This is a genomic window from Fulvitalea axinellae, from assembly GCF_036492835.1.
Lineage (GTDB): Bacteria > Bacteroidota > Bacteroidia > Cytophagales > Cyclobacteriaceae > Fulvitalea > Fulvitalea axinellae.
Window position 1 is genome coordinate 2,884,834 of the sequence record NZ_AP025314.1, and the last position, 21,887, is coordinate 2,906,720.

The following is a 21,887-nucleotide window of genomic DNA, read 5'->3' on the forward strand; positions in this document are numbered from 1 at the left end:
TTATCTATAGATTTCCTTAATCGGATCAAGCAATTGGTAAACGTCTCCGGCGCCGACCGTAACCAGCAACCCGGGCTTGTTTTCCCTAATAAATTCCAAGGCGTTTTCCTTAGATATCAAACGCTTGTTTTCACATGTCACTTTATCCAAAATCAACTTCGAATCAACCCCTTCGATCGGAAGTTCCCTCGCCGGATAAATATCCAACAAAAGTAAATTATCGGAAAGGCTCAGACTTTCGGCAAATCCCGCAAAGAAGTCTCGTGTCCGGGTATACAGGTGCGGTTGGAAAACCACCGTAAGCTCTTTTCCCGGATAAATTTCCTTAACCGATTCCAGAAACGCCCTTACTTCGGTCGGGTGATGCGCATAGTCGTCGATTACGGTTACATTTTCCGTTTTCAACACATATTCGAAGCGCCTTTTCACGCCCAAAAAGCTTTCGACGCCTTCCTTGATTTTCCCGACATCCACTCCATTGGCCAAAGCCACATGAATGGCGGCCAACATGTTTTCCACGTTATGCCTTCCGGGAACAAGCTGTTTCAGGTTTTCGATCCGGGCTTCCGGGCTCACGAAGTCATAAACCTGATATCCGTCCGGTGTACTTCGCAAATTTTCAGCGCGGATATCGGCCCGTTCACCGAACCCGTATCTCAAAATCTCGATGTTTTTGTTCTCTGGCAAAACGAATTCGGGCACCTTTTCCGAAGCCCAAACGATTCCGTTCTCCGGCACCTTGGCTATGAACTCGGCAAAAGATTCGAAAACGCTATCGGCTTCGCCGTAAATATCGAGATGGTCAGGCTCTACGGAAGTAACTACCGCCTGATCCGGAGAAAGCCGCAAGAATGAACGGTCAAACTCATCGGCCTCGACTACCGCCAAACCGTCTGTAACATTTCCTCTCAACAGTAGGTTGGAGTTGAAATTTGTGGCAATGCCGCCCAAAAAAGCGCTACAATCTTTTTGACCGACATCTAGCAAATGCGCCAACATCGATGAAGTTGTCGTTTTCCCGTGTGTTCCTGAAACGCCTACCGTGAATGTGCCGGAAGTGATAATCCCCAATACTTCCGAACGCTTTTTCGGCTCATAACCGACGGATTTCAAGTAGCCGAATTCTTTGTGTCCAGCGGGAATCGCCGGAGTGTAAACCACCAACGAATCTTCTCTGAAAGCGCGAAATTCCTCGGGCAAACTGTCAGGATTGTCTTCGAAGCTCACCCGCATACCTTCCTCTTCCAACGCGTCGGTAAGCGGGGTTTTGGTAAGGTCGTAGCCGGAAACTCGCACGCCGCCTTTCACAAACCACCTCGCCAAGGCACTCATTCCAATCCCCCCTATTCCGAGGAAATACACATTTCGAATTTCTTCCAGTCTCACTGCACCAACTTTAAAATCTCGTCAACTATTTCGTCCGCGGCGTTCGGCTTCGCCAATTTTTTCATATTTGCGGAAAGCTCTTTCCGTTTCGCTTCGTCGGCAAACAAACCCGTTACCGTTTCCAACAATTTCTCCGAAAGTTCGCTATCCCTGAGCATCAAGCCCGCGTCTTCTTTCACCAAAGCCAAAGCGTTTTTGGTCTGGTGATCTTCGGCTACGTTTGGCGAAGGAACAAAAATCGTAGGCTTGGCAACCAAGCAAAGTTCGGAAACGGATAAAGCTCCGGCTCTGGACAACACGACGTCCGAGGCCGCGTATGCCAAGTCCATTTCCTTCATATATTCGACAATCAGGGTGTTTTTCAAACCCATATCTGCCGTGGTTCGCTTTACTCGCTCAAAGTATAGTTTACCAGTAGGCCAAATCACCGAAATTCCTTGTTCGTCCAGCGCTTTAATATGCTTGAGCATGGCGTTATTAATCGCCAAAGCGCCTAAGCTTCCGCCAAGAACCAACAGCGTTTTGCTGTCTTTTTCAAGGCCGAAATGTTTTCTGGCTTCTTCCCGTTTCCCGTCTACGTCAAGAATATCTTGTCTTACCGGGTTTCCGGTCAAAACAATCCTTTCGGCAGGAAAAAACTTTTCCATTCCCAAAGACGCCACACACACCTTCGCCACTTTATTCGCCAACAATTTGTTGGTAAGGCCGGCGAATGCGTTTTGCTCCTGAATCAAAGCGGGCACCCCGGATTTTGAGGCTTGATGAAGCAAAGGACCGCTTGCGTATCCTCCGACTCCTACCGCCACGTCCGGTTTGAAATCCTTCACAACTTTTCGGGCCAAAAGAAGGCTTTTCAACAAACGGAATGGAAACGACAAGTTGCTCCAAGTCAGCTTTCGCTGAATTCCGCGAATCGGCAAACCGACAATTTTATAACCTGCTTCGGGCACTTTCTGCATTTCGAGCTTTCCTTCGGCTCCCACAAAAAGAATCTCCGCACCGGGAACGCGTTCCCGAAGTTTATTCGCGATAGCGATGGCCGGGTAAATATGCCCCCCGGTACCTCCACCGCTTATTATGGCTTTAATTTTTTTCATCTTTCAACGATTCAGGCTTCAACAGTCATCTTCCTTCTCACATTCCCTTTTGGCCGGATAACGGGTTCCTGTACTTTAGCCGATGATTCGCCACGGCTTACGCTAAGGATAATTCCCAACGCAACTCCAGTAAACAGCAAAGACGTACCGCCCATACTGACAAAAGGCAAAGTAAGTCCCGTCACGGGCATTAGCCCAACGACTACGCCCATGTTGATCAAGGCCTGCAACACCAGAGAAAAACTTAGCCCGGCAGACAGCAACCCGCCCAGTGGCCGATCACTTTTACTCGCCACCAACATTCCCCTGTACAGCAAGCCCAAATAAAGAATCAGCATAAACAAACCGCCTCCAATGCCGTACTCCTCAATGATTATCGCATAAACGAAATCTGAATACGGGTGCGGAAGAAAGTTCTTCTGCTTACTGTTTCCAGGACCTTCACCCAACAAACCGCCTTTTGCAACAGCGATATATGATTGTTCCGACTGGAATGAAAGCGCTGTAGGATCAAGGTGCGTTTTAATTCGGGAAACAAACGTCGGCCCTCGCTGGCCTATGACAATCGCCAAAGCGCCGACCATCAAGCCCGCAACGATAATTACCCCCAGACGCTTTAACGGAACCCTTCCGATAAACATAATCAGGAGGCCTGTCGTAAATAGAAGCCCCGAAGTTGACAAATCCGACAACCCAATCAAACCGCAAATCACAACCATCCAAGCCAGCATTGGCAAAAGGTCCTTGATCGTACAGTTTTCTATTTCATGCTGTCGCTTTGAAAGCATTCCCGCCAAAGACGAGATCAGAGCCAGTTTTGCCAAATCCGAAGGTTGAAAGCGCTGTTCCACAATCGGGATTATCATCCAACGGGAAGCTTCGTTAATCTCCGGGCCGTAAAACCAAGTGAAAAGCAACAACGGAACGGAAAGCAACAAGCCTACTTTGGCGATAATCGGATAATACCTGAAATCGATCTTATGAGCGATCCACATTACACAAAAACTCAACGCCAACAGGATGCTATGCTTGATCAAGTAATACTCTGTATTTCCACCCGCATTTCTATAGGCCAAATTCCCAGAGGCGCTATAAACCACAAGCACACTGAAAGCCATCAGACAAAAGACGATCGCCCATACTATCGGGTCGCCTTTGAGATGTTTGTTCGCAATTTTTTTAACGATATCCATCCTTCGGATTTTTCACTCTTAAAGCGTAGCCGCTATCTGTTCCAATACGGCGTCTTTGAACTGCCGGCCTCTGTCCTCATAATTTTTGAACAGGTCAAAACTCGCACAAGCGGGTGACAGCAGTACCACATCACCGGCATTGGCGATCTCAAGCGCATAATTGACAAGCTTTTTCACATCCGTAAATTCACTGACGGGCAATTCATTTGCAAAGCTTGATTTTAGCTTCGAATTCTCGACCCCCAAGCACAACAAATCCCGCACTTTGTCTTTCACCAAATGTTCCAGCTCGCTGTAATCGTTTCCCTTGTCAGTACCACCCGCAACCCAGATTATCGGTTCGTCAAAGCTTTCCAAAGCGTATTTCACAGCATCCACGTTTGTAGCTTTCGAGTCGTTGTAAAAACGTACGCCTTTCAGTTCACCGACAAACTCCATCCGATGTTCCGCCTGCCGATAAGTCCTGATTCCTTCCTTTATGGTTTCAGCGTCAAGCCCGACTTCCAAACAAGCGACGATAGCGCAAAGCATATTCACCCGATTGTGCGGGCCCTTCAGGTCAAATTCGTTAACATTCCACTCTATCCCGGCCTCTTCTAAACGAAGCCCGTCGGCAACCGAAGAAGCGTAAGCCTCAGAATTCCGAAGCGAAACTCCGTAAGAAACGGCTTCCCCCATTGGGTGCCTAGCGATTTCGCTAACCAAATCATCATCTTCGAAGAAAACGAAGCGATCATCGGCCGTTTGATTCATCGTGATTCGGGCCTTTGACCTAGCGTATTTCTTTATGCTATTCTCGTAGCGGTCTAAATGATCCGGTGTAATATTGAGCAGGATTCCCACATTGGCCCGAAAGTCTTTCATCCCGTCAAGCTGGAAGCTGGAAATCTCCAAGACATAGTAATCCCGGTCGTTATGAACCAATTGCCGGGCAAAGCTAAACCCGATATTCCCAGCCAGCCCTACATTCAACCCAGCGTTTTCCAGAATATGGTAAATCAGACCTGTAGTCGTAGTCTTTCCGTTGGTGCCCGTTATCGCCACAATTTTCGAATCCGTATAACGGAACGCAAACTCCAATTCCGAAATCACCGGAATCCCATTCTCCTCGAGCTTCTTGATCAAGGGAGCGCTATCCGGAATGCCCGGACTTTTCACCACCTCATCCGCTTTAAGAATCAGCGTCTCGGTATGGCGTTTTTCCTCATAAGGAATCCCTTTCAGGTCGAGTTCGGTTTTGTAACAATCGGCTATCGCTCCTTTATCGGACACAAACACTTTCAGCCCTTTGGCCTTGGCCAATAAGGCCGCGCCTGTTCCGCTTTCTCCAGCACCAAGAATGACTACGTTTTTATTCATCCTTCCCTATTTTCGGTTAAAAAATCATCGTAATTTCAATGTAATCAACGCCAAAAGCGCCAACAAAATCCCTACAAGCCAGAATCTAGTCACGATTTTAGCCTCCTGTATTCCCTTTTTCTGATAATGGTGATGCAAAGGCGACATTAGGAAAATCCGCCTGCCCTCGCCGTACTTTTTCTTCGTGTATTTGAAATAGGCTACCTGAAGGATAACCGAAAGGCTCTCCACGAAGAAAATCCCGCAAACGATCGGCAAAAGCAACTCTTTGCGAACCGTCAACGCCAAAACGGCGATCACGCCACCGATAGAAAGGCTTCCCGTATCGCCCATAAATACTTGGGCGGGGAACGCATTGTACCAAAGAAAACCGGCGCAAGCCCCGACAAAAGCGGCGCAGAAAATTACCAATTCACCAGAATTCGGGATATACATTATATCCAGATATTCCGAGAAAATCGTGTTGCCCGACAAGTAAGCGAATACACCCAAAACAACACCGATAATGGCGGAAGATCCCGCCGCCAAACCATCGATCCCGTCCGTGAGGTTCGCTCCGTTGGACACGGCCGTCACGATGAAAATCGAAATCAGCGTGTAAATAATCCAAGTATAATCCCTCGGCAAAAAAGGGATTAAATCATGATAATCGAATTCGTTATGCTTCAGGAAAGGAATAGTGGTTATGGTAGCTTTTACATCCTTGAATTCTCCATCGGGAGCATCACGTTGCTGTGAATTTTGAGCCAAAGTCTCGACGGTTGCCTTTTCTTCCTGATTCTCATATTCCCGAACCACAACGCCGTCGTTAAACGACAACACCAATCCGACAATAAGCCCCAAACCTACCTGGCCGACAATCTTGAACTTTCCGGCAAGACCTTCTTTATTTTTTCTAAAAACCTTAATATAATCGTCAAGAAAACCGATTGCACCCATCCAAAGCGTAGAAACAAGCAAGAGGATGATGTACACATTGTCGAGTTTTGCGAAAAGCAAAGCCGGCAAAACGATAGCGGCAATAATAATCAGCCCGCCCATAGTAGGCGTGCCTTTTTTCTCCATTTGGCCGTCGAGCCCCAGATCACGGATACTCTCGCCAACTTGCAATCTGCGAAGCATGTTAATCAACCGTTCGCCAAACGTAATCGTAATCAACAACGAAACCAGCATAGCCGCGCTGGCCCTGAATGAAATGTACTGGAATACACCCGCGCCCGGCACGTCAAACTGCCGTTGCAGGAAATCGAAAAGGTAATAAAACATGCTCCTCGTTTGATAGGGTCGCTTTCCGGTCTGTCCGCCGACGCCTATGCGTTACGGCTTTCGTTCCTAAAAAGCATTTTAGTATAGTCTCTCTTTTCATGTCGCCCCAAAAAATGCGGGACGCTTTGGCTAGAATTCCGAAAAACCTAAGCCTTGGTTTGTATCACGACTCCCCGAAAGTCTCGCCCAAGACTTTTCGGTCGTCAAAATCATAACGCACGCCATTTACTTCCTGGTACGTCTCATGCCCTTTTCCAGCCACCAGAATCACGTCTCCAGGTTTCGCCATCATAATTGCGGTCCGAATCGCTTCCTTCCTATCCGTAATCGACAATACTCTTCTGGCGTCGCCTTTTGGCACTCCCGCTTTCATATCCGCCAAAATTGCCTCCGGGTCTTCGCTTCTTGGGTTATCAGAAGTCAAAATGACCTTATCGCTAAGCTCGACGGCGATTTTGGCCATCTCCGGTCTTTTGGTTTTATCGCGGTCACCACCGCATCCCACGACCGTCAGGACTGACTCATCTCCCTTTCTCAGCCCTTCGATGGTAGAAAGTACGTTTTCCAAAGCGTCAGGCGTATGCGCATAGTCCACAATCGCTGTAATCCCTGTTTGGTTCGGTACGGCTTCGAAACGTCCCGGAGCCGCTTTAAGACCTGTCAATGTGCGTAAAGCTTCATCTTGTTCCTCGCCCAACAATGTCGCAACAGCATAAACGGCCAACAGATTATATGCGTTGAATTTGCCCGTAAGGCGGAACCAAACCGACTGACCTTCGATATCAAGCTCCATTCCCTCATAAGCCAAAGTGACGATTTTGGCTTTGAAATCAGCCATATTCTTTACCGCAAATGTCTTTCTGGCGCCTTTGCAGTTTTGCAACATAAAATTGCCACGCTTGTCATCGGAATTCACCAGACCGAAAGCGCTTTTCGGCAATCCGTCAAACAGCTTCTTTTTGGCGTCGATATATTTGCGGAACGTCCCGTGATAATCAAGATGGTCGTGGGTGATGTTCATAAACACCGCCCCGTCGAAATCGAGACCTGCCACGCGATCCTGCTCGATGGCATGCGAACTCACCTCCATAAAGCAATGCGTAACGCCCGAATCAGCCATTTCGCGCAACAATCGGTTAATCTGCAACGCATCACCAGTTGTATGCGTAGCGGGAATTTCCCTGTCAGCGATCTTGTTCACCACTGTCGAAAGCATTCCGCTCGCATATCCCATTTCGGAAAAAAGACGGTACAAAAGCGTTACTACCGACGTTTTTCCGTTTGTTCCGGTTACGCCAACCAGTTTCAGTTCTTTCGACGGATTTCCGTAAAAAGCCGAAGCCATTTTCCCCAAAGCCTCAGAAGCGCTCGACACTTTCAGGTATAAAACACCGTCTTTAAACTTCTCAGGCATACGCTCCAACACGATGACCGAAGCGCCCTTTTCCAAAGCCTTTTCGATATAGTCGTGGCCGTCCACCCGCGTACCGGGCACGGCAAAAAACACGTCTCCCGATTCCACTTTCCGAGAATCGAAGTGCAAAGCCCCGATTTCGGAAACGTCCGTCCCTACGCGTTTCGATATTTTTATTCCACTTAAAAGTCCCTCTAAGCGCATTATTCCAAAGTCAAATAGATCTGCTTTCCTTTCCTCACTTTCGCTCCCGGACTCAGCGACTGGTTAGCCACCCGGCCTTGTCCTCTGTAATGGACACGCATTCCGCTGTTTTCCAGCAAGAAAATCGCATCCCGCAATGTCATTCCCCTCACGTCCTGCACGACGTCACGTTCCTCAAGCGCAGGTTTCCACGACAGTTTGCCGGCATTTACGCTAGAGCGCACCCAATCGGCGTCATTGGCTCCTTGGCTTTCTATTCCTAGCCTCTCACAGATTGTAGCCAAATCGTCACGGTTCCCGGCCCTTATCACAGGAAAAACGCCTTCTTCCAATTTACCAGCTAACGGAATCGGGTTTTGCAAGTCCAAATCCGTAGCGTAAATCTTGTCTGCGACTTCCTTAAACACCGGCGCCGCCACGTCGGCTCCATACTGATTATATCCTTTCGGATCGTCAATGACTACAATACAGCTGTATTTCGGCTTATCCGCAGGAAAATAGCCCGCAAAAGACGTATAATACGTTTTCGTATATCTGCCATTGACCAATTTCTGCGAAGTTCCCGTCTTACCGGCGACGCCGTAGTGGGTTCCCCTAATATTTCTGGCTGTTCCGCGCTCCACTACTCCTTCGAGCATTGCCCTGACTTTCTTCAGAGTTTCTTCGGAACAGATTTTATTTCTCAATACGATCGGTTCGGTTTCGCTGTAGCTTTTGGTTCCTTGGAAAACCCTTCTTACCAAAACTGGCCGGACCATTTTACCCGAATTCGCTACAGCGTTGTAAAACGCCAAAGTTTGCAACGGGGTCACTTTCAATTCATACCCCACTGACATCCAAGGCAAAGTGACACCACTCCAAGTCTTATTATCCGGAGATTTGATGTACGAAACACCCTCGCCTTTCATTCCGGTTCCCAAGGTTTCTGTCAACCCCATCTCTTTGATGTAATCGACGAAAGACTTCGGATCTTGGCCGAAATGCTGATCCACCAAACTCGAAATCCCGATATTAGAAGACTTCTCGAATACTTCCCTGACGGAGATCTTTCCGTGCCCTCCGATCTTGGAATCGCGCATAATCCGGTCAAAAAAGGCCCGCTCGCCGTTGCCGGTCTCTACCATATCCTCAAGTTCGAGATTCGTTTCCTCAAACAAAGCGATCATACTCGCCAGCTTGAATGTCGAACCCGGTTCCGAAAGTCCCTGACCACCCAAAGCGTAATTGTAAGACTCGTTATATCTGCCTCTTTTATTTCGCTCCAAGTTTACCAAAACCTTAATCTCACCTGTCTCGACTTCCATTACAATCACGCAACCGTAGTCCGCTTTATGGAACCGCAAAGCTTTGTCTAATGCGGATGAAGCTACGTCTTGAAGATTCATATCCAACGTCGTCTCCAAGTCCTTTCCGTCTATAGGACGCACCGCATTATTGTCAAACTCCGGACGCCAACGCCCGCCCATCACCTTACGATAAAGGGCTTTGCCGTTCGCTCCTCCCAGCTCCCTGTTGAAGCTGTATTCCAATCCGGCTCCCACGCCGTTTTCGTTCACCGAACCGATAGTCCTTTTGCCTAAAGTCTTAAACGGCAAATAACGACGGCTAACTTTCTCGAAGATCACTCCGCCCTTCATTCTACCCCTTCGGAAAATCGGCCACGTCTCCATCTGCTTTTTCTGCAAATGGCTTACTCGCTTTCGACTAATGACCAGATACTGGTCTCCAGTCTTTCTCGCTTTGCTTATTTTGTGTTTGTAGTACGATTTACCCGGTCCATCAAGTTCCCTATTGAGCAACATCGCTAAACTGTCGATGCCATTTTTAAAGTCTTCTTTCGAAGCGCGGGTTGGATCCATCGCTACTTTGTAGTAAGGGATGGATGTGGCCATCAAGCTACCGTCACCAGCATAAATATTTCCTCGGGTAGCGGGAATATCCCTAAACTCCAAGCCAATTTCTTCGGCTTTTTGCCTCCATTCCTCTCCCTCGAAAACCTGTATTTTCACCATACGCCAAATGATTCCCAAACTAACTAGGAACACTAGCAAAAACGCTATTCTGGCTCGGCGTAATATGGAATCCTTGATACTCACTTCTTCTCTATCACTAATTTGTATGGCGGGTCAAGGCTTTCTCTCAAACCCATCGATTTCACCCTTTTCGCCACCTCGGACTGTTTACCCTTAAACATATAATCGGCCTTGAGCGTAGTAAAATCCGCCCTTAGCTCCTCCACCTCATTGGAAAGCGATTCAATCTCACCTCCAATCTTACCGCTGTAATGGGTATTTCCGATATAGACAATCCCCAGAAAGATCAGGTAAGCGGCCTGAGGCAAATACTTAACCGGCAGGCCGTCTTGAAAGAAGACATCCCAGTTCAGCACTTTGTCAAACAGGAAAAAAACGTTGAATTTCTTCCTTTTCTTTTTCGCTTGTGGCGGTGCCACTTTAGGTCTGTTGACAGCCATATCTGTTTCGATAACCTTATCCGGAAACAGGCTTAAGCCAAATCAGTACGCTCCGCAACTCTTAATTTGGCGCTACGGGCCCTGCTGTTCGCTTCCACCTCTTCTGTTGTAGCCACAATCGGTTTACGCGTTACGGGTTCAAACGGGCGAAGCATATTTCCGTAAAAATCCTTTTCAACTTGTCCGTAAAACTTACCCTTCGCTATGAAATTCTTCACCAGTCGATCTTCCAAAGAATGATAAGACATGGCGACCAAACGACCTCCTGGCTTAATGACTTGCGAACATTGGGTAAGCATATCTTCAAGGGCTCCCATCTCGTCGTTCACCTCAATGCGAAGACCTTGGAACACTTGGGCGAAAAACTTATTCTCCTTGCCTCTGGGCGCAAACTTACCGATGGCTTCTTTCAAACCATTCACAGTCTCGATCGGTTCCGACATCCTAGCCGACACTATCGCCGCCGCCACGGTTTTAGCATTCTTCAGTTCACCGTACATTCCCAGTATGCGGTGCAATTCCTTCTCGCTATAATCATTCACCACATCTGCAGCCGTTTTGGCTACCCGCAAGCCCATGCGCATATCCAAAGCCGCGTCGAATCGGGTTGAGAACCCCCTTTCGGGAACGTCAAACTGGTGCGATGAGACACCAAAATCCCCCAACAAGGCGTCGATCTGGCGTACGCCGTGGAGTTTTAGATATCTGGCCAGATAACGGAAGTTTGATTCCACCAAAGTGAATCCCGGGTGATCGATTCCTTCGGCGTTGGCCCTGGCGTCTTCGTCCTGGTCAAAGGAAAAAAGCCTTCCGTTTTCGCCTAATCGGCTAAGTATTTCCCTCGTGTGGCCTCCGCCCCCGAAAGTGACGTCCACATACGTGCCGTCAGGTTTTATATTCATCGCGTCCACGCTCTCTTTGAGCATGACAGGAACGTGATAAGTCATATTAACGTTTGTTCGTTTATGGAAAGATTCCGCGAACGTACTAATCCGCGCCCAGAAACTCTTGCGCCAAATCAGAAAAATCTTCTCCGGATAGCGATTCGTCGCATATTTCCGGATTCCAGACTTCCAAACGGTCTCCCATACCAATCAACAGGGCGTCTTTTCCCAAATTGGCATGCGCAATCATGGCTTTGGGCAACAAAATCCTGCCCGCCGAATCAAGGCCAACCTCCCTTACCGAACGATAAAAAAGACGTTGCAATTTCCGATGGCCGGGGTTGAATTCGTCCAGTCCGGAAATCCGCGAAGCGATCCTCTCAAACTCCGGAACAGCGTAAATCAGCAGGCACCGCTCGGGCGACATACGCAATACGACCTCGTCGGCGTATGGCTCAGGCAACCTCGCCTTTACCTTCGCCGGCAAAGCCAACCGTCCTTTCGGATCGATTCTGCATTCGTATTCACCAGAGAACGAAACCATTACGTGTTTTGTGAGTTTGGCCCATTACAAATATATATATTCCCCCACCATTTACCACACTTCGCAACACTTTTCAACATTAAACCCCACTCAAGTAAAAATAATAATAAAAATTCATTTTTACATATTTCGAAAATGCGATTTGAATGTCTGTCCGGCTATCGCTAAATTGCGGTCAGTTTTTACCCCCGCACATTCTTACACAAATGGACAGACCCGATTTCGACGACATCTACATGGAATTGGCCGTCAATATGGCCAAGCGATCACACTGCATCAAAAAACACGTAGGCGCCGTTTTGGCAAAAGACACCAGAATCATCTCGGTGGGCTACAACGGCCCCCCAGCGCACACGCACAATTGTGACGAAGAATGGCCCGAAAGCGGTTGTGCAAGGGATTCGAAAGGCAGCTGTTCGCTGGCTATGCACGCCGAACAAAACGCGATACTTTACGCCATGAAAAATGACGCTAAAGTTGAGGGCTCCACTCTTTATGTAACGCTGGCGCCTTGCCTTCCCTGCTCAAGGATTATTCTTAGCGTCGGTATCAGCAAAGTTGTATACCTTAATTCGTACGCCGAATACAAAGGCCTTGATTTTGACGAAGGTGTTGAGTTCCTCAGAAAGTTCGGAGTGGAAACCGTAAGATACGAAGGTTGCTTACGACAAAAAGCCATTGACGACCACTTGGTATAAAGCCGTTTTAAGCCCGAATTAAAAGAATCCCTGCGGGTCAAAGACCGATATTATTCCTAACTTTGGAGTTTACTGACGACAAATCAAAACAAGCGTCAAAATGAATCTGAAACTGAAAAAACCTCTGGTTTTCTTTGACCTGGAAACAACAGGAACCAATATATCCCACGACAAAATCGTGGAATACGCCTTCATCAAAGTAATGCCAAACGGCGACACCGTGGAAAAAGTGTCTTTGGTGAACCCGAGAATTCCAATCCCGGAAGAATCAAGCATGATTCACGGCATTCGATACGAAGACATTAAGGACGCGCCTACCTTCGCTGATGTAGCCCAAGAGCTCAGCCAGTTTTTGGGAGGTTGCGACTTGGCCGGTTTCAACATCATCCGCTTCGACGCCCCGGTTCTCGTTGAGGAATTCACCCGGGTAGGAATGGAATTCGACGTTTCGGATAGAAAACTTGTCGACGCCCAGAAGATTTTCCACATGATGGAAAAAAGGAACCTTTCGGCGGCGTACAAATTCTACTGCGGAAAGAAACTCGAAGGCGCCCACGGCGCATTGGCCGACACCCAAGCGACTTTGGAAGTGCTTTGCGCGCAAATCGAACGCTACGAGGGGCAAGAGGCCGAAGACCTGCAAGGAAACGTTGTCGGTATAATGGAGAACAACGTGGACAGGCTCCACAAGATCTCGCTTAACAAAATGGTGGACTTGGCCGGTCGTTTGGCCCTCAACGACAACCAAGTGGAGATCTTCAACTTCGGAAAACACAAAGGCAAACCTGTCCTTGACGTATTCGACGAAGAGCCCGGCTACTACGACTGGATGATGCGTGGCGATTTTCCTTTAGACACCAAAAGAAAGCTCACCGACATCAAACTCAAGGCCTTCAACCAAAACCGTCGATAAGGATTTGGCCCGGAAAAAGGAATTGAAAAAAGGGAACGGTTATCCGCTCCCTTTTTTCATGCTCCGCAGAAGCAGTTCGGCTCTTATTTTTTCCGGGCCATCATAATGCCGTCCCTTACGGGAAGCAAGACGCATTGTACTCTGTCGTCGTTTTTGACCATATCGTTAAAAGCGAGGATCGCTTCGGTATCGCGGTCCAGTTTCTTTCTGCGTTCCGGAATCACTTTTCCGCTCCACAACACGTTATCGGCCAAAATCACTCCGCCCGGATTCAGTTTTTCGAAAACCAAATCATAGTAAGTGGCGTAGCTTTCTTTGTCCGCATCCAGAAACACCAAATCGAACCCGCCGTCCAATTCCGGTATAATCTCTCTGGCGTCGCCTACTCTGTATTCCACTTTTTCGGACAAGCCAGCCTCATCAATATATTGCTGAACCATCGACTCCAACTCCTCGTTTTTGTCAATCGTCACCAATTTCCCGTCTTCAGCCAGCCCTTCCGCTATACTAAGCGCAGAATAACCAGTGTAAGTCCCAACTTCCAGAACCTTTTTGGGATTGATCAAATGGGTAATAAAAGACAACAAACGGCCTTGGAAATGACCGCTCAGCATTCTGGGACGCATAATATTCACATGCGTTTCCCGGTTTAGCCTAGAAAGCAATTCCGGCTCATCCTCGGTGTGGGCGTCAGAATACGCCTGTATATCTTCGGGAAGAAATTCCATCTCTATTCTTTTTCAACAACTATTTCCCTGACTAATCTTCGGGCACAAATGTCAGCGTACTGAGTTTTTTCTCATCAAACACTTCCAAAGCTACTCTTTGCAGGTCTTCGCTCGTAACTTCCTGAACCCTGCGGGTCACGGCCTCGAAAGACTCGATACGGCCCAAATCAAGAAGGCTCTTTGCCATAACGAGCATCAGGCTTTGGTTATTCTCTTCGGACATCGCCATTTGCCCCAAAAGCTGCTCTTTGGCTCTACGCAACTGGACTGCGCCCAAAGGCACTTCCCTGAGCTTCTTTAATTCCTTATAAACCAAAGCTTGGGTCTTTTTGGAATATTTCGGCTCCGTCGCATAAAAAATACTGAACAAACCCGTGTCCGTCATCGCCGAACTTCCTGCTTCGATGCTGTACACATATCCGTACTTTTCACGAAGCGCCAAGTTAAGGCGCGAGTTCAGCGCCGGCCCTCCCAAAATGTTGGAAAGCATGAAAAGGTTCAGTCTGTCAGGATGTCCAATCCCGTAGCCGACATTTCCGATAGCCACGTGTACCTGTGAACAATCTTTCGACACCACTTTGTCGTTGGCGACATAAGTCTCAAACGGTTTCCGCTCACGCTCTATCGTTTTCTTTACAATTCCAGAAAGAAGCTTTTCCCCTAATTTGAAGACCTTGGAGGCCGGTTCACTACCGATATACGAAAACACGATTCGGCCGGTATCCATATTTCCGTCAATAAACCTCCGGAAATCATCACGGCCGAAAGCCATTACGCTCTCGCGGCTACCCAAAATATTCTTACCCAAGGTATGTCCGCCGAAAACCACTTCGTCGAAATCGTCTTGGATGGCGTCTTCCGGAACTTCCGTATACATCGCCATTTCTTCCAAGATTACCCGCTTTTCGTTTTCGATTTGTTTTTCAGGAAAAATAGAATCGAAAGTGATATCGGCCAAAAGCTCAAAAGCCTTCGGGAAATATTTATCCAGAACAGACGCGTGGAAACAGACTTTTTCTTTGGTAGTATAAGCGTTCAGTTCCCCGCCCACCGCGTCGATGGAATTCAGGATATGGAACGCTTTCCGCTTCCCAGTACCTTTGAAGGCCATATGTTCCCAAAAATGGGCAATGCCCCATTGGTCTTCGGCCTCATCACGACTTCCCGCATCCAGCATAAAGCCACAGTGGGATATCTTGGTATAAGGAACGTGTTTATGTATCAAGCGAATGCCATTCGGCAACTCGTGGATTTCGTAGTCTCTCATAGGAAGGCGCAAATGTACCAAAAAAATTCAAGCGCTAAAAAAGAAAGACTAGCCTAGAAGCTAAGGAAAAAACAGGCCCAGAGTCAGGGAAAAACTAGGTTCCAGTACAAACTTGTCATAATCGTCGTTCTTGAATGGATGTTTATCATCATCGGCATGGTTTAGCTTTCCCTGCCAACGGTACCCACCGTCTAAACCGACTAACACATCAAGAAATACCCGGACTCCTTTTTTCCGGCCTACAACTCCTTTCTCCGGCCTTGGTATCTGATTGCGAACCCCAAACGCCCAACCGTACGCCATTTGATTCCCTGAACGCTTAAAAGTCCGAATTGCCTCAGCTCCGTTGGCTTTGACGGCGTCAGTCAAACCGCTGTAAGTTATTCTGTGGCCGAAATAAGGATTTCCGAAAAGGCCATGTTCATGATAAAACCATTGACCAAACCTTACGTTCGTTCTGGTTTCCAGCTCTTCTCCCAGTTTCAAAGCCGAAGATCGTCCCCCCATTTTACTGGCCCAATAATCTACGGATAACGAAAGCCCTAATCTGTTTTCCCAATACCGCTCCACAGAAGCTGACATCTTACCACTAAAAAGACCCGCCAAACCTATTCCTGCCACCCAACCTCTAGCCTCATGGTTTTTAAACTGAAAATATCTGGATTTTCGCTTGGCCTTGTACATATATGACGGATTCCCCTTTCTTCCTTTTTTGCGTTTGCCCACTTCCACCTCACCAAAAGGACGGTAATAACCTGACAACCCACCCCGCTTATCATATAGCTTCCACAACCCTTTTCGCTTAGCATCACGCATGGTTCCTTCCATACTGAGTTGTCCGTCCTCATAGTACCCGCGATAATGCCCTTCGCCTGACGGAGCGTAAATCGCCTCGCCTTCTAACGAACCATCTTCCCTATAAAAGCTCCAATCGCCAAAACGCTTACCACTCCTGATATGTCCCATCACTTTAGTGGCTCCTGAAGGATAAACTTCCGTATAAAGACCATCCTTATAAGAAACTCCGCCTTTTCTCTTCCCGTCTTCGCTCCACATCTTCCAGTACCCTTGCGGACTGTCCTTTTCCATCACGCCTTCCTCCCTCAGTCTTCCCGACTCGTAATATTCCTTCCATTTGCCATTGGCGCTTCCGTTTTCAAAAAGTCCTTCTGAACGAAGTTTTCCCGAAGGGTAATAATATTTCCAAACACCCTCTTTTTTTCCTTTTAAATACGCGCCTTTCGCACGCGGTTTTCCATCACCGTAATAAAAAACCCAAGAACCCGAACGCTCTCCCCCCACAATCATCCCTTCCATCGACAGCTTATCTCTCTCAAATCCTTGGAAAAAAATCAGTCCCGACCGATCAAAGGTCTTCACACTTGTCAAAGATCTATTCTGAAGATATCGCTTGCGCTCAACATGCCTTCCATTTTCAAACTTGTCCCGAAATTTTATCTCACCGAAAGCTCCGTATGTCACCCACTCGCCGTTTTCATTTCCAGACACATAACATCCCGTACGCTCAAGGCGACCGCCCAAAGCGTAATACGCCCAACAACCGTCTTTGATGTTTTTTTGGTAAGTTCCTTCAGCTTGAATCCTACCGTCTTTGTAATAAAAAAACCATTTCCCGTCCGGCAAACCATCCCTGTACTCTCCTTGGCTCTCAAGAATACCATTTCTGAAGAACGACCTGTACCGACCCTCCATAACACCCGAAACGGAATCTCGAAGCTGGAATGCTTCCTTCAAAATATCCCCTTCATAGAAACGATGTACTTCGGGCTTTTGGCCAAACGAAACTAAAGCTCCCAAGCACAAAGAGAAGAACAAAAAAAGACCAAAGACAACTTTCATAAAAACCGGCTTTCCTGACAAAAAAACTTAGTCGTGCTATTTCACCGCCCAAACCACTAATTTAGAACATTCGCCATGCAACAGCATTAAGTATTTCTGCAATTTTTCTACATGAAATACAAAATAAAATTATCTCTCCCGAACTTGACTCCTAAATGCTAAGGATCAAACTTTGAACCTCGACAAAAATAAAAAGAACATGAATATATCTTCTCTCTCAGAAATTTGTAAAACACCGGGTATTTCCGGCTTCGAAAAACCAATCAGAGACCTGATTATCAATAAAATTGAAGGCCTAGTCGATAGCTTCGAGATCGATAACATTGGCAACTTGGTGGCTGTCAAGAAAGGAACGTCCGGAAATGACAGAAAAGTGATGGTGGCCGCGCATATGGATGAAATAGGCTATATCGTAAAGCATATTGATGATTCCGGTTTTCTCCGTTTCCAAACCATCGGTGGGTTCGACCCCAAAACCCTAACTGCCCAGAGAGTCACCGTGCATGGCAAAAAGGGGGAAATCCTTGGCGTTATGGCTTCCAAACCGGTTCACCTGATGAGTCCGGAAGAAAGACAGAAAGCGATCAAAACCGAAGATTTCGTAATCGACACCGGGCTACCGAAGGAGGAAGTCGAAAAATACGTAGAGATCGGCGATCCTATCACGAGGGAAGGCGACCTCAAACAAATCGGCGAATGCGTAAACGCAAAGTCAATCGACAACAGGGTATCGGTCTATATTCTGATAGAAACCCTAAAAGCGTTGCAAAGCCGTGAAATTCCTTACGACTTCTATGCCACGTTCACCGTTCAGGAAGAAGTCGGCGTAAGAGGCGCTAGAGTCGCAGCTCAACACGTCAATCCGGACTTTGGAATCTCGCTCGACACGACTGTAGCCTTTGACCTCCCCAACACTCAGCCTCACGAACAAGTAAGCGCCTTGGGCAAAGGGCCAGCGATCAAAATCATGGATGCAATGGCTATTTGCGACACCAGAATGGTCGGTTACCTAAAGACCACCGCCAAAGGAGCGTCAATAGAATGGCAACCCGAAATCTTGAGCGCCGGCGGAACCGACACGACGGGTTTACAACTTATGAGCAAGTACGGAGCTATTGCCGGAGCCATCTCCATCCCCACAAGACACTTGCACCAAGTGATCGAAATGGCGAACACAAAGGACATCGACGATTGCGTAAAACTTCTCACTGAAGCTATCGCCAATATCGACAACCATGACTGGAATCCGTAAACGCTAAGCCTCCCGGGCTTTTTACTTACGTCCGGGTTTGGTAGATTTGTGGTTTGGTCGTCCTCCGACAACATTTACAGGGCCACCTTGTATTTTTAGGTGATTTTCGACCATATTTATTCTGTAATTACATCTAACACGATCGATAAGCCAAGATGGAAAAGAACTTCGTAGAGGAACTCCGGTGGCGTGGAATGATCCACGACATAATGCCAGGCACGGAAGAGCAATTTCAAAAAGAGTTGACAGCCGCGTATGTGGGCATTGACCCTACCGCAGATTCCCTCCACATCGGCCACCTGGTCAGCGTGATGATGCTCAAACATCTTCAGGCCGCAGGGCACAAGCCCATCGCATTGGTCGGAGGCGCCACGGGCATGATCGGCGACCCTTCCGGAAAGTCGGAAGAGCGCAACTTACTGACCGAGGATATTTTGCGCCAAAACCAAGAAGGCATCCGCAAGCAACTCAAGAAATTCCTCGACTTCGATAGCGACTCAGCCAACGCGGCCGAACTCGTAAACAACTACGACTGGATGAAAGGTTACTCTTTCATCGATTTCGCCCGCGAGGTCGGAAAACACCTGACTGTCAACTATATGATGGCCAAGGATTCCGTTAAGAAAAGGCTGAACGGAGAATCGAAAGTCGGTATGTCTTTCACTGAGTTCACCTACCAGCTTCTCCAAGGCTACGACTTCCTCCACCTTTACCAGAACAAAAACTGCAAATTGCAGATGGGCGGTTCCGATCAGTGGGGCAACATCACTACCGGCACAGAGTTGATTCGCCGTAAAGCGCAGGGCGAGGCGTTTGCGCTCACTTGCCCGTTGATCACAAAAGCCGACGGTAAAAAATTCGGCAAAACAGAGAAAGGCAACGTTTGGCTAGATCCGGAAAAAACGTCTCCCTACGCTTTCTACCAGTTCTGGTTGAACGTAACTGACGATGACGCCGTTCGCTACATCAAGATTTTCACGATGCTGACTCAGTCGGAAATCGAAGAATTGGTAGCCACGCACCAAGAAGCTCCGCACCAGCGTTCGCTTCAGAAGAGATTGGCCGAGGAAATCACCGTAATGGTACACTCAAAAGAAGATCTCGACGCGGCGATCAAAGCTTCGGGTATTCTTTTCGGAAAATCCACTTCGGAAGATTTGACTTCGCTCGACGAAAGGACTTTCCTTTCTGTTTTCGAAGGCGTACCCCAAGCCGAAATCAGCAAAGCGGATCTCCAAGGTTTGGAATCCGTAACCGAATTGCTCTCTACCGCAACAAACGGAATCGTTTTCAAATCAAAAGGCGAAGCCCGCAAGATGATTAAAGGCGGTGGCGTTAGCATCAACAAAAACAAAGTGACCGACAGCGAGCAATCCGTTCAGGATTTCGAACTGTTACAAGGCAAATACTTGTTGCTTCAGAGAGGCAAAAAGAATTATTTTATCGCCAAAATCACTGACTAATCAGAAGGCATATATAGAAAAAGCCAAGCGCAGAAACGCTTGGCTTTTTTATGTTTAATCAAACGCCTTTCTATTCACATTTCGTTTTCAATTCGTTCAAAGCGTCTAAAACTTCCCCCTTATTTTTCCAAGGCAAGAAATGTCCCGCTTCAGGCAATTCTTTTACGGTCAGACACTCATTGGAGAAATACTCTTTACAGTACTTCACCGTCGCAAAAGGGACCAGCCAATCTTTTTCACCATGCATCATCAAGACCGGAACCCGAATTCTATTCAACCGCCCTTGAAGACTTTCAAGTTCTTTTGAAAGTGTCCACATTTCCTTATTACTGGACGCCAAACCCCTTGACAATACCGGCGAAAATCCTTTTGCCAAATAATTGTAATACTTCCTTTTCTGATGTTTAGGCGATAAAGTCGGCGCTAATAAAAGGGCTCCCTTAACTTTTGGGTTATTGAGCGTCAGCATTTCCGCCACCACGGCTCCTCCGTAAGAATGACCCAGCAAATACGCCTCATCAGCGTCAAGAGAATCGAGCAAATTGGAAAACAACCTCGCCTGATCAGCGACAGTCATCTTCTTTTTGATTTTCGTCTCCCCATAACCTGGACGATCCACCAAAACAGGACGGAAAGACTCCTTTACCCTATTTTCGTTGGCTATATTGATCAAAGCTTTATAATCACCCGGAGAACCGTGAACAAGCAAAAGCACTGGCAAATCCTCGCCTCCAAAATCTACGTAATGCAACACACCGTCTTTACTCTGGAAACGATACGAACCCTGAACTTTCTTATGGCTTTTTTTCTGACTTGAAGAACACCCCATGGATATCGCTATGAACAACAACGTCAATCCCCAAAAGGCTCTAAGACCGTAAATGCGCATACAACTCTTTTACGAAAGTGGATAATGGCTGAGGTTTGAACCCGTGTTCCAGATTCTTTTTCGCTACCTCATACGCCAGCCTATGCTGCTTTAACACGACTGCGTACGCTTTTCCTAACGTAAAATTTTGTCCGTAGATATGTGTCGCTTCGGAATTCACTCCGTTAAGCTCGACCACTTTAATCGTCTCCCCCTTATACAAATCTTCGAGAGAACGTACTTTCAAATCAAAACGTCCGTAATGGAAGCCCTTGATATCTTTCGTAATCTCATCGAAAACTTTGACCAATTGGTCATTGATAAGGTGATTGGCATCTATAAACTCCGTACCTCTACAATGATTGCCTATTTGTTCCAACACCAACGTTTCGCCTTTCGGCAATACCCGGTCTAGCTCGGAAGAAAATCGATCAAAAAGATATTCCTCACGTCCAACGGCCCGCATATTGGATTGGATTAATTCCTTTAAAGTTGACTCGCCATCCCCTACCGCAGAAAGAAATCCTTTTGCGGTTACCGAAAACACTCCGGAATTCACTCCTAAAATCCTATAATAGAAAATCCCGAATTCCAATTCGTCCTCAACAAACTCTTGAAGCATAAAAGGCTCGTCAAGTTCGGAATAGATTTTCTTCCAATCGCCCTCATTCCTTACAAGCCAAACACCTTTGCCTCTTTCCCCAAAATCGGGCTTACAGATAAACGGAAAATCAAAATCAGTTTTATAAAATTCCGCATTTTCAGGGCGTTCGTCGAAACGGCGGGTTTTGGGCAAGTATTTTTCGGGAAGAAGCTCCAGCGCTTCCCCTTTACTGTAACGGAACAGCCCCCCCATATGCATGGAAGGGTTTACCGCCGTAAAGTAAAGCCAACTCCGCAAACGAATCGCATAGTATAGCCATACAATTAAAAAGGGTGCGTAAAACACCCATGAAGGCCAGTATTCAAACCTGGCCAATCTTTTCCAAAAGAAATCATTTTCCTTCGCCAACAGCCT

19 protein-coding genes are annotated in these 21,887 nt (G+C 47.3%); 4 read left to right on the forward strand and 15 right to left on the reverse strand.

The window, feature by feature from the left end:
* The 10 genes from murC to mraZ all read right to left on the reverse strand — a co-directional run bounded on the left by murC (window position 1) and on the right by mraZ (window position 11,820).
* Window positions 1–1,386, reverse strand: a complete 1,386-nt coding sequence (gene murC, locus AABK39_RS10880) for a UDP-N-acetylmuramate--L-alanine ligase (RefSeq protein ID WP_338391377.1) — start codon at window positions 1,384–1,386, stop codon at window positions 1–3.
* Window positions 1,383–2,483 (reverse strand): undecaprenyldiphospho-muramoylpentapeptide beta-N-acetylglucosaminyltransferase, encoded by a 1,101-nt coding sequence (murG, locus tag AABK39_RS10885; protein WP_338391378.1) that lies wholly within the window; start codon window positions 2,481–2,483, stop codon window positions 1,383–1,385. The genes murC and murG overlap by 4 nt, the downstream gene beginning before the upstream one ends.
* A gap of 11 nt (window positions 2,484–2,494) precedes the next feature.
* On the reverse strand, window positions 2,495–3,676 hold the full coding sequence (locus tag AABK39_RS10890) for an FtsW/RodA/SpoVE family cell cycle protein (RefSeq protein ID WP_338391379.1): 1,182 nt from the start codon (window positions 3,674–3,676) through the stop codon (window positions 2,495–2,497).
* Window positions 3,677–3,694: 18 nt separating this feature from the next.
* On the reverse strand, window positions 3,695–5,035 hold the full coding sequence (gene murD / locus AABK39_RS10895) for a UDP-N-acetylmuramoyl-L-alanine--D-glutamate ligase (RefSeq protein WP_338391380.1): 1,341 nt from the start codon (window positions 5,033–5,035) through the stop codon (window positions 3,695–3,697).
* Between the two features lie 24 nt (window positions 5,036–5,059).
* Window positions 5,060–6,301 (reverse strand): phospho-N-acetylmuramoyl-pentapeptide-transferase, encoded by a 1,242-nt coding sequence (gene mraY / locus AABK39_RS10900; RefSeq protein ID WP_338391381.1) that lies wholly within the window; start codon window positions 6,299–6,301, stop codon window positions 5,060–5,062.
* A gap of 163 nt (window positions 6,302–6,464) precedes the next feature.
* Window positions 6,465–7,922, reverse strand: coding sequence for a UDP-N-acetylmuramoyl-L-alanyl-D-glutamate--2,6-diaminopimelate ligase (locus tag AABK39_RS10905; protein ID WP_338394682.1), 1,458 nt, complete (start codon window positions 7,920–7,922; stop codon window positions 6,465–6,467).
* A complete protein-coding gene (locus AABK39_RS10910) occupies window positions 7,919–9,931 on the reverse strand; it encodes a penicillin-binding protein (RefSeq protein ID WP_338391382.1) in 2,013 nt (670 codons plus the stop codon). The genes AABK39_RS10905 and AABK39_RS10910 overlap by 4 nt, the downstream gene beginning before the upstream one ends.
* 80 nt (window positions 9,932–10,011) lie before the next feature.
* Complete coding sequence (locus tag AABK39_RS10915; protein ID WP_338391383.1) at window positions 10,012–10,392, reverse strand: FtsL-like putative cell division protein; 381 nt, start codon at window positions 10,390–10,392, stop codon at window positions 10,012–10,014.
* A 32-nt stretch (window positions 10,393–10,424) separates the two neighbouring features.
* Entirely contained in the window at window positions 10,425–11,339 is a 915-nt protein-coding gene (gene rsmH / locus AABK39_RS10920; RefSeq protein WP_338391384.1) for a 16S rRNA (cytosine(1402)-N(4))-methyltransferase RsmH, read from the reverse strand.
* A gap of 40 nt (window positions 11,340–11,379) precedes the next feature.
* On the reverse strand, window positions 11,380–11,820 hold the full coding sequence (mraZ, locus tag AABK39_RS10925) for a division/cell wall cluster transcriptional repressor MraZ (RefSeq protein ID WP_338391385.1): 441 nt from the start codon (window positions 11,818–11,820) through the stop codon (window positions 11,380–11,382).
* Window positions 11,821–12,026: 206 nt separating this feature from the next.
* Between mraZ and AABK39_RS10930 the strand changes: the two genes are divergently transcribed.
* Both AABK39_RS10930 and AABK39_RS10935 read left to right on the forward strand, forming a co-directional pair.
* Window positions 12,027–12,518: a deoxycytidylate deaminase gene (locus AABK39_RS10930; RefSeq protein WP_338391386.1), complete on the forward strand. Its 492-nt coding sequence runs from the start codon at window positions 12,027–12,029 to the stop codon at window positions 12,516–12,518.
* Between the two features lie 100 nt (window positions 12,519–12,618).
* On the forward strand, window positions 12,619–13,431 hold the full coding sequence (locus tag AABK39_RS10935) for a 3'-5' exonuclease (RefSeq protein WP_338391387.1): 813 nt from the start codon (window positions 12,619–12,621) through the stop codon (window positions 13,429–13,431).
* A gap of 83 nt (window positions 13,432–13,514) precedes the next feature.
* Here the strand turns inward: AABK39_RS10935 and AABK39_RS10940 are convergent, their stop codons facing one another.
* Genes AABK39_RS10940 through AABK39_RS10950 form a run of 3 tightly spaced genes read right to left on the reverse strand, consistent with a single transcriptional unit; the run spans window position 13,515 to window position 17,286 of the window.
* Window positions 13,515–14,159 (reverse strand): O-methyltransferase, encoded by a 645-nt coding sequence (locus tag AABK39_RS10940; protein WP_338391388.1) that lies wholly within the window; start codon window positions 14,157–14,159, stop codon window positions 13,515–13,517.
* Between the two features lie 31 nt (window positions 14,160–14,190).
* On the reverse strand, window positions 14,191–15,426 hold the full coding sequence (locus tag AABK39_RS10945) for a M16 family metallopeptidase (RefSeq protein WP_338391389.1): 1,236 nt from the start codon (window positions 15,424–15,426) through the stop codon (window positions 14,191–14,193).
* Window positions 15,427–15,486: 60 nt separating this feature from the next.
* A complete protein-coding gene (locus AABK39_RS10950; protein WP_338391390.1) occupies window positions 15,487–17,286 on the reverse strand; it encodes a toxin-antitoxin system YwqK family antitoxin in 1,800 nt (599 codons plus the stop codon).
* A gap of 199 nt (window positions 17,287–17,485) precedes the next feature.
* Here AABK39_RS10950 and AABK39_RS10955 point away from each other — a divergent pair, with 199 nt between their 5' ends.
* Together AABK39_RS10955 and tyrS are read left to right on the forward strand one after the other, a co-directional pair.
* Entirely contained in the window at window positions 17,486–18,538 is a 1,053-nt protein-coding gene (locus AABK39_RS10955) for a M42 family metallopeptidase (RefSeq protein WP_338391391.1), read from the forward strand.
* Window positions 18,539–18,693: 155 nt separating this feature from the next.
* Complete coding sequence (gene tyrS / locus AABK39_RS10960) at window positions 18,694–20,001, forward strand: tyrosine--tRNA ligase (protein ID WP_338391392.1); 1,308 nt, start codon at window positions 18,694–18,696, stop codon at window positions 19,999–20,001.
* A gap of 70 nt (window positions 20,002–20,071) precedes the next feature.
* On the opposite strand, the gene AABK39_RS10965 is transcribed toward tyrS, so the two are convergent.
* Both AABK39_RS10965 and AABK39_RS10970 read right to left on the reverse strand, forming a co-directional pair.
* The gene (locus AABK39_RS10965) at window positions 20,072–20,890 is read right to left on the reverse strand and encodes an alpha/beta fold hydrolase (RefSeq protein ID WP_338391393.1); all 819 of its coding nucleotides are present in this window, start codon (window positions 20,888–20,890) and stop codon (window positions 20,072–20,074) included.
* A complete protein-coding gene (locus AABK39_RS10970) occupies window positions 20,871–21,881 on the reverse strand; it encodes an ATP-grasp domain-containing protein (protein ID WP_338391394.1) in 1,011 nt (336 codons plus the stop codon). The genes AABK39_RS10965 and AABK39_RS10970 overlap by 20 nt, the downstream gene beginning before the upstream one ends.
* Window positions 21,882–21,887: the final 6 nt, after the last annotated feature.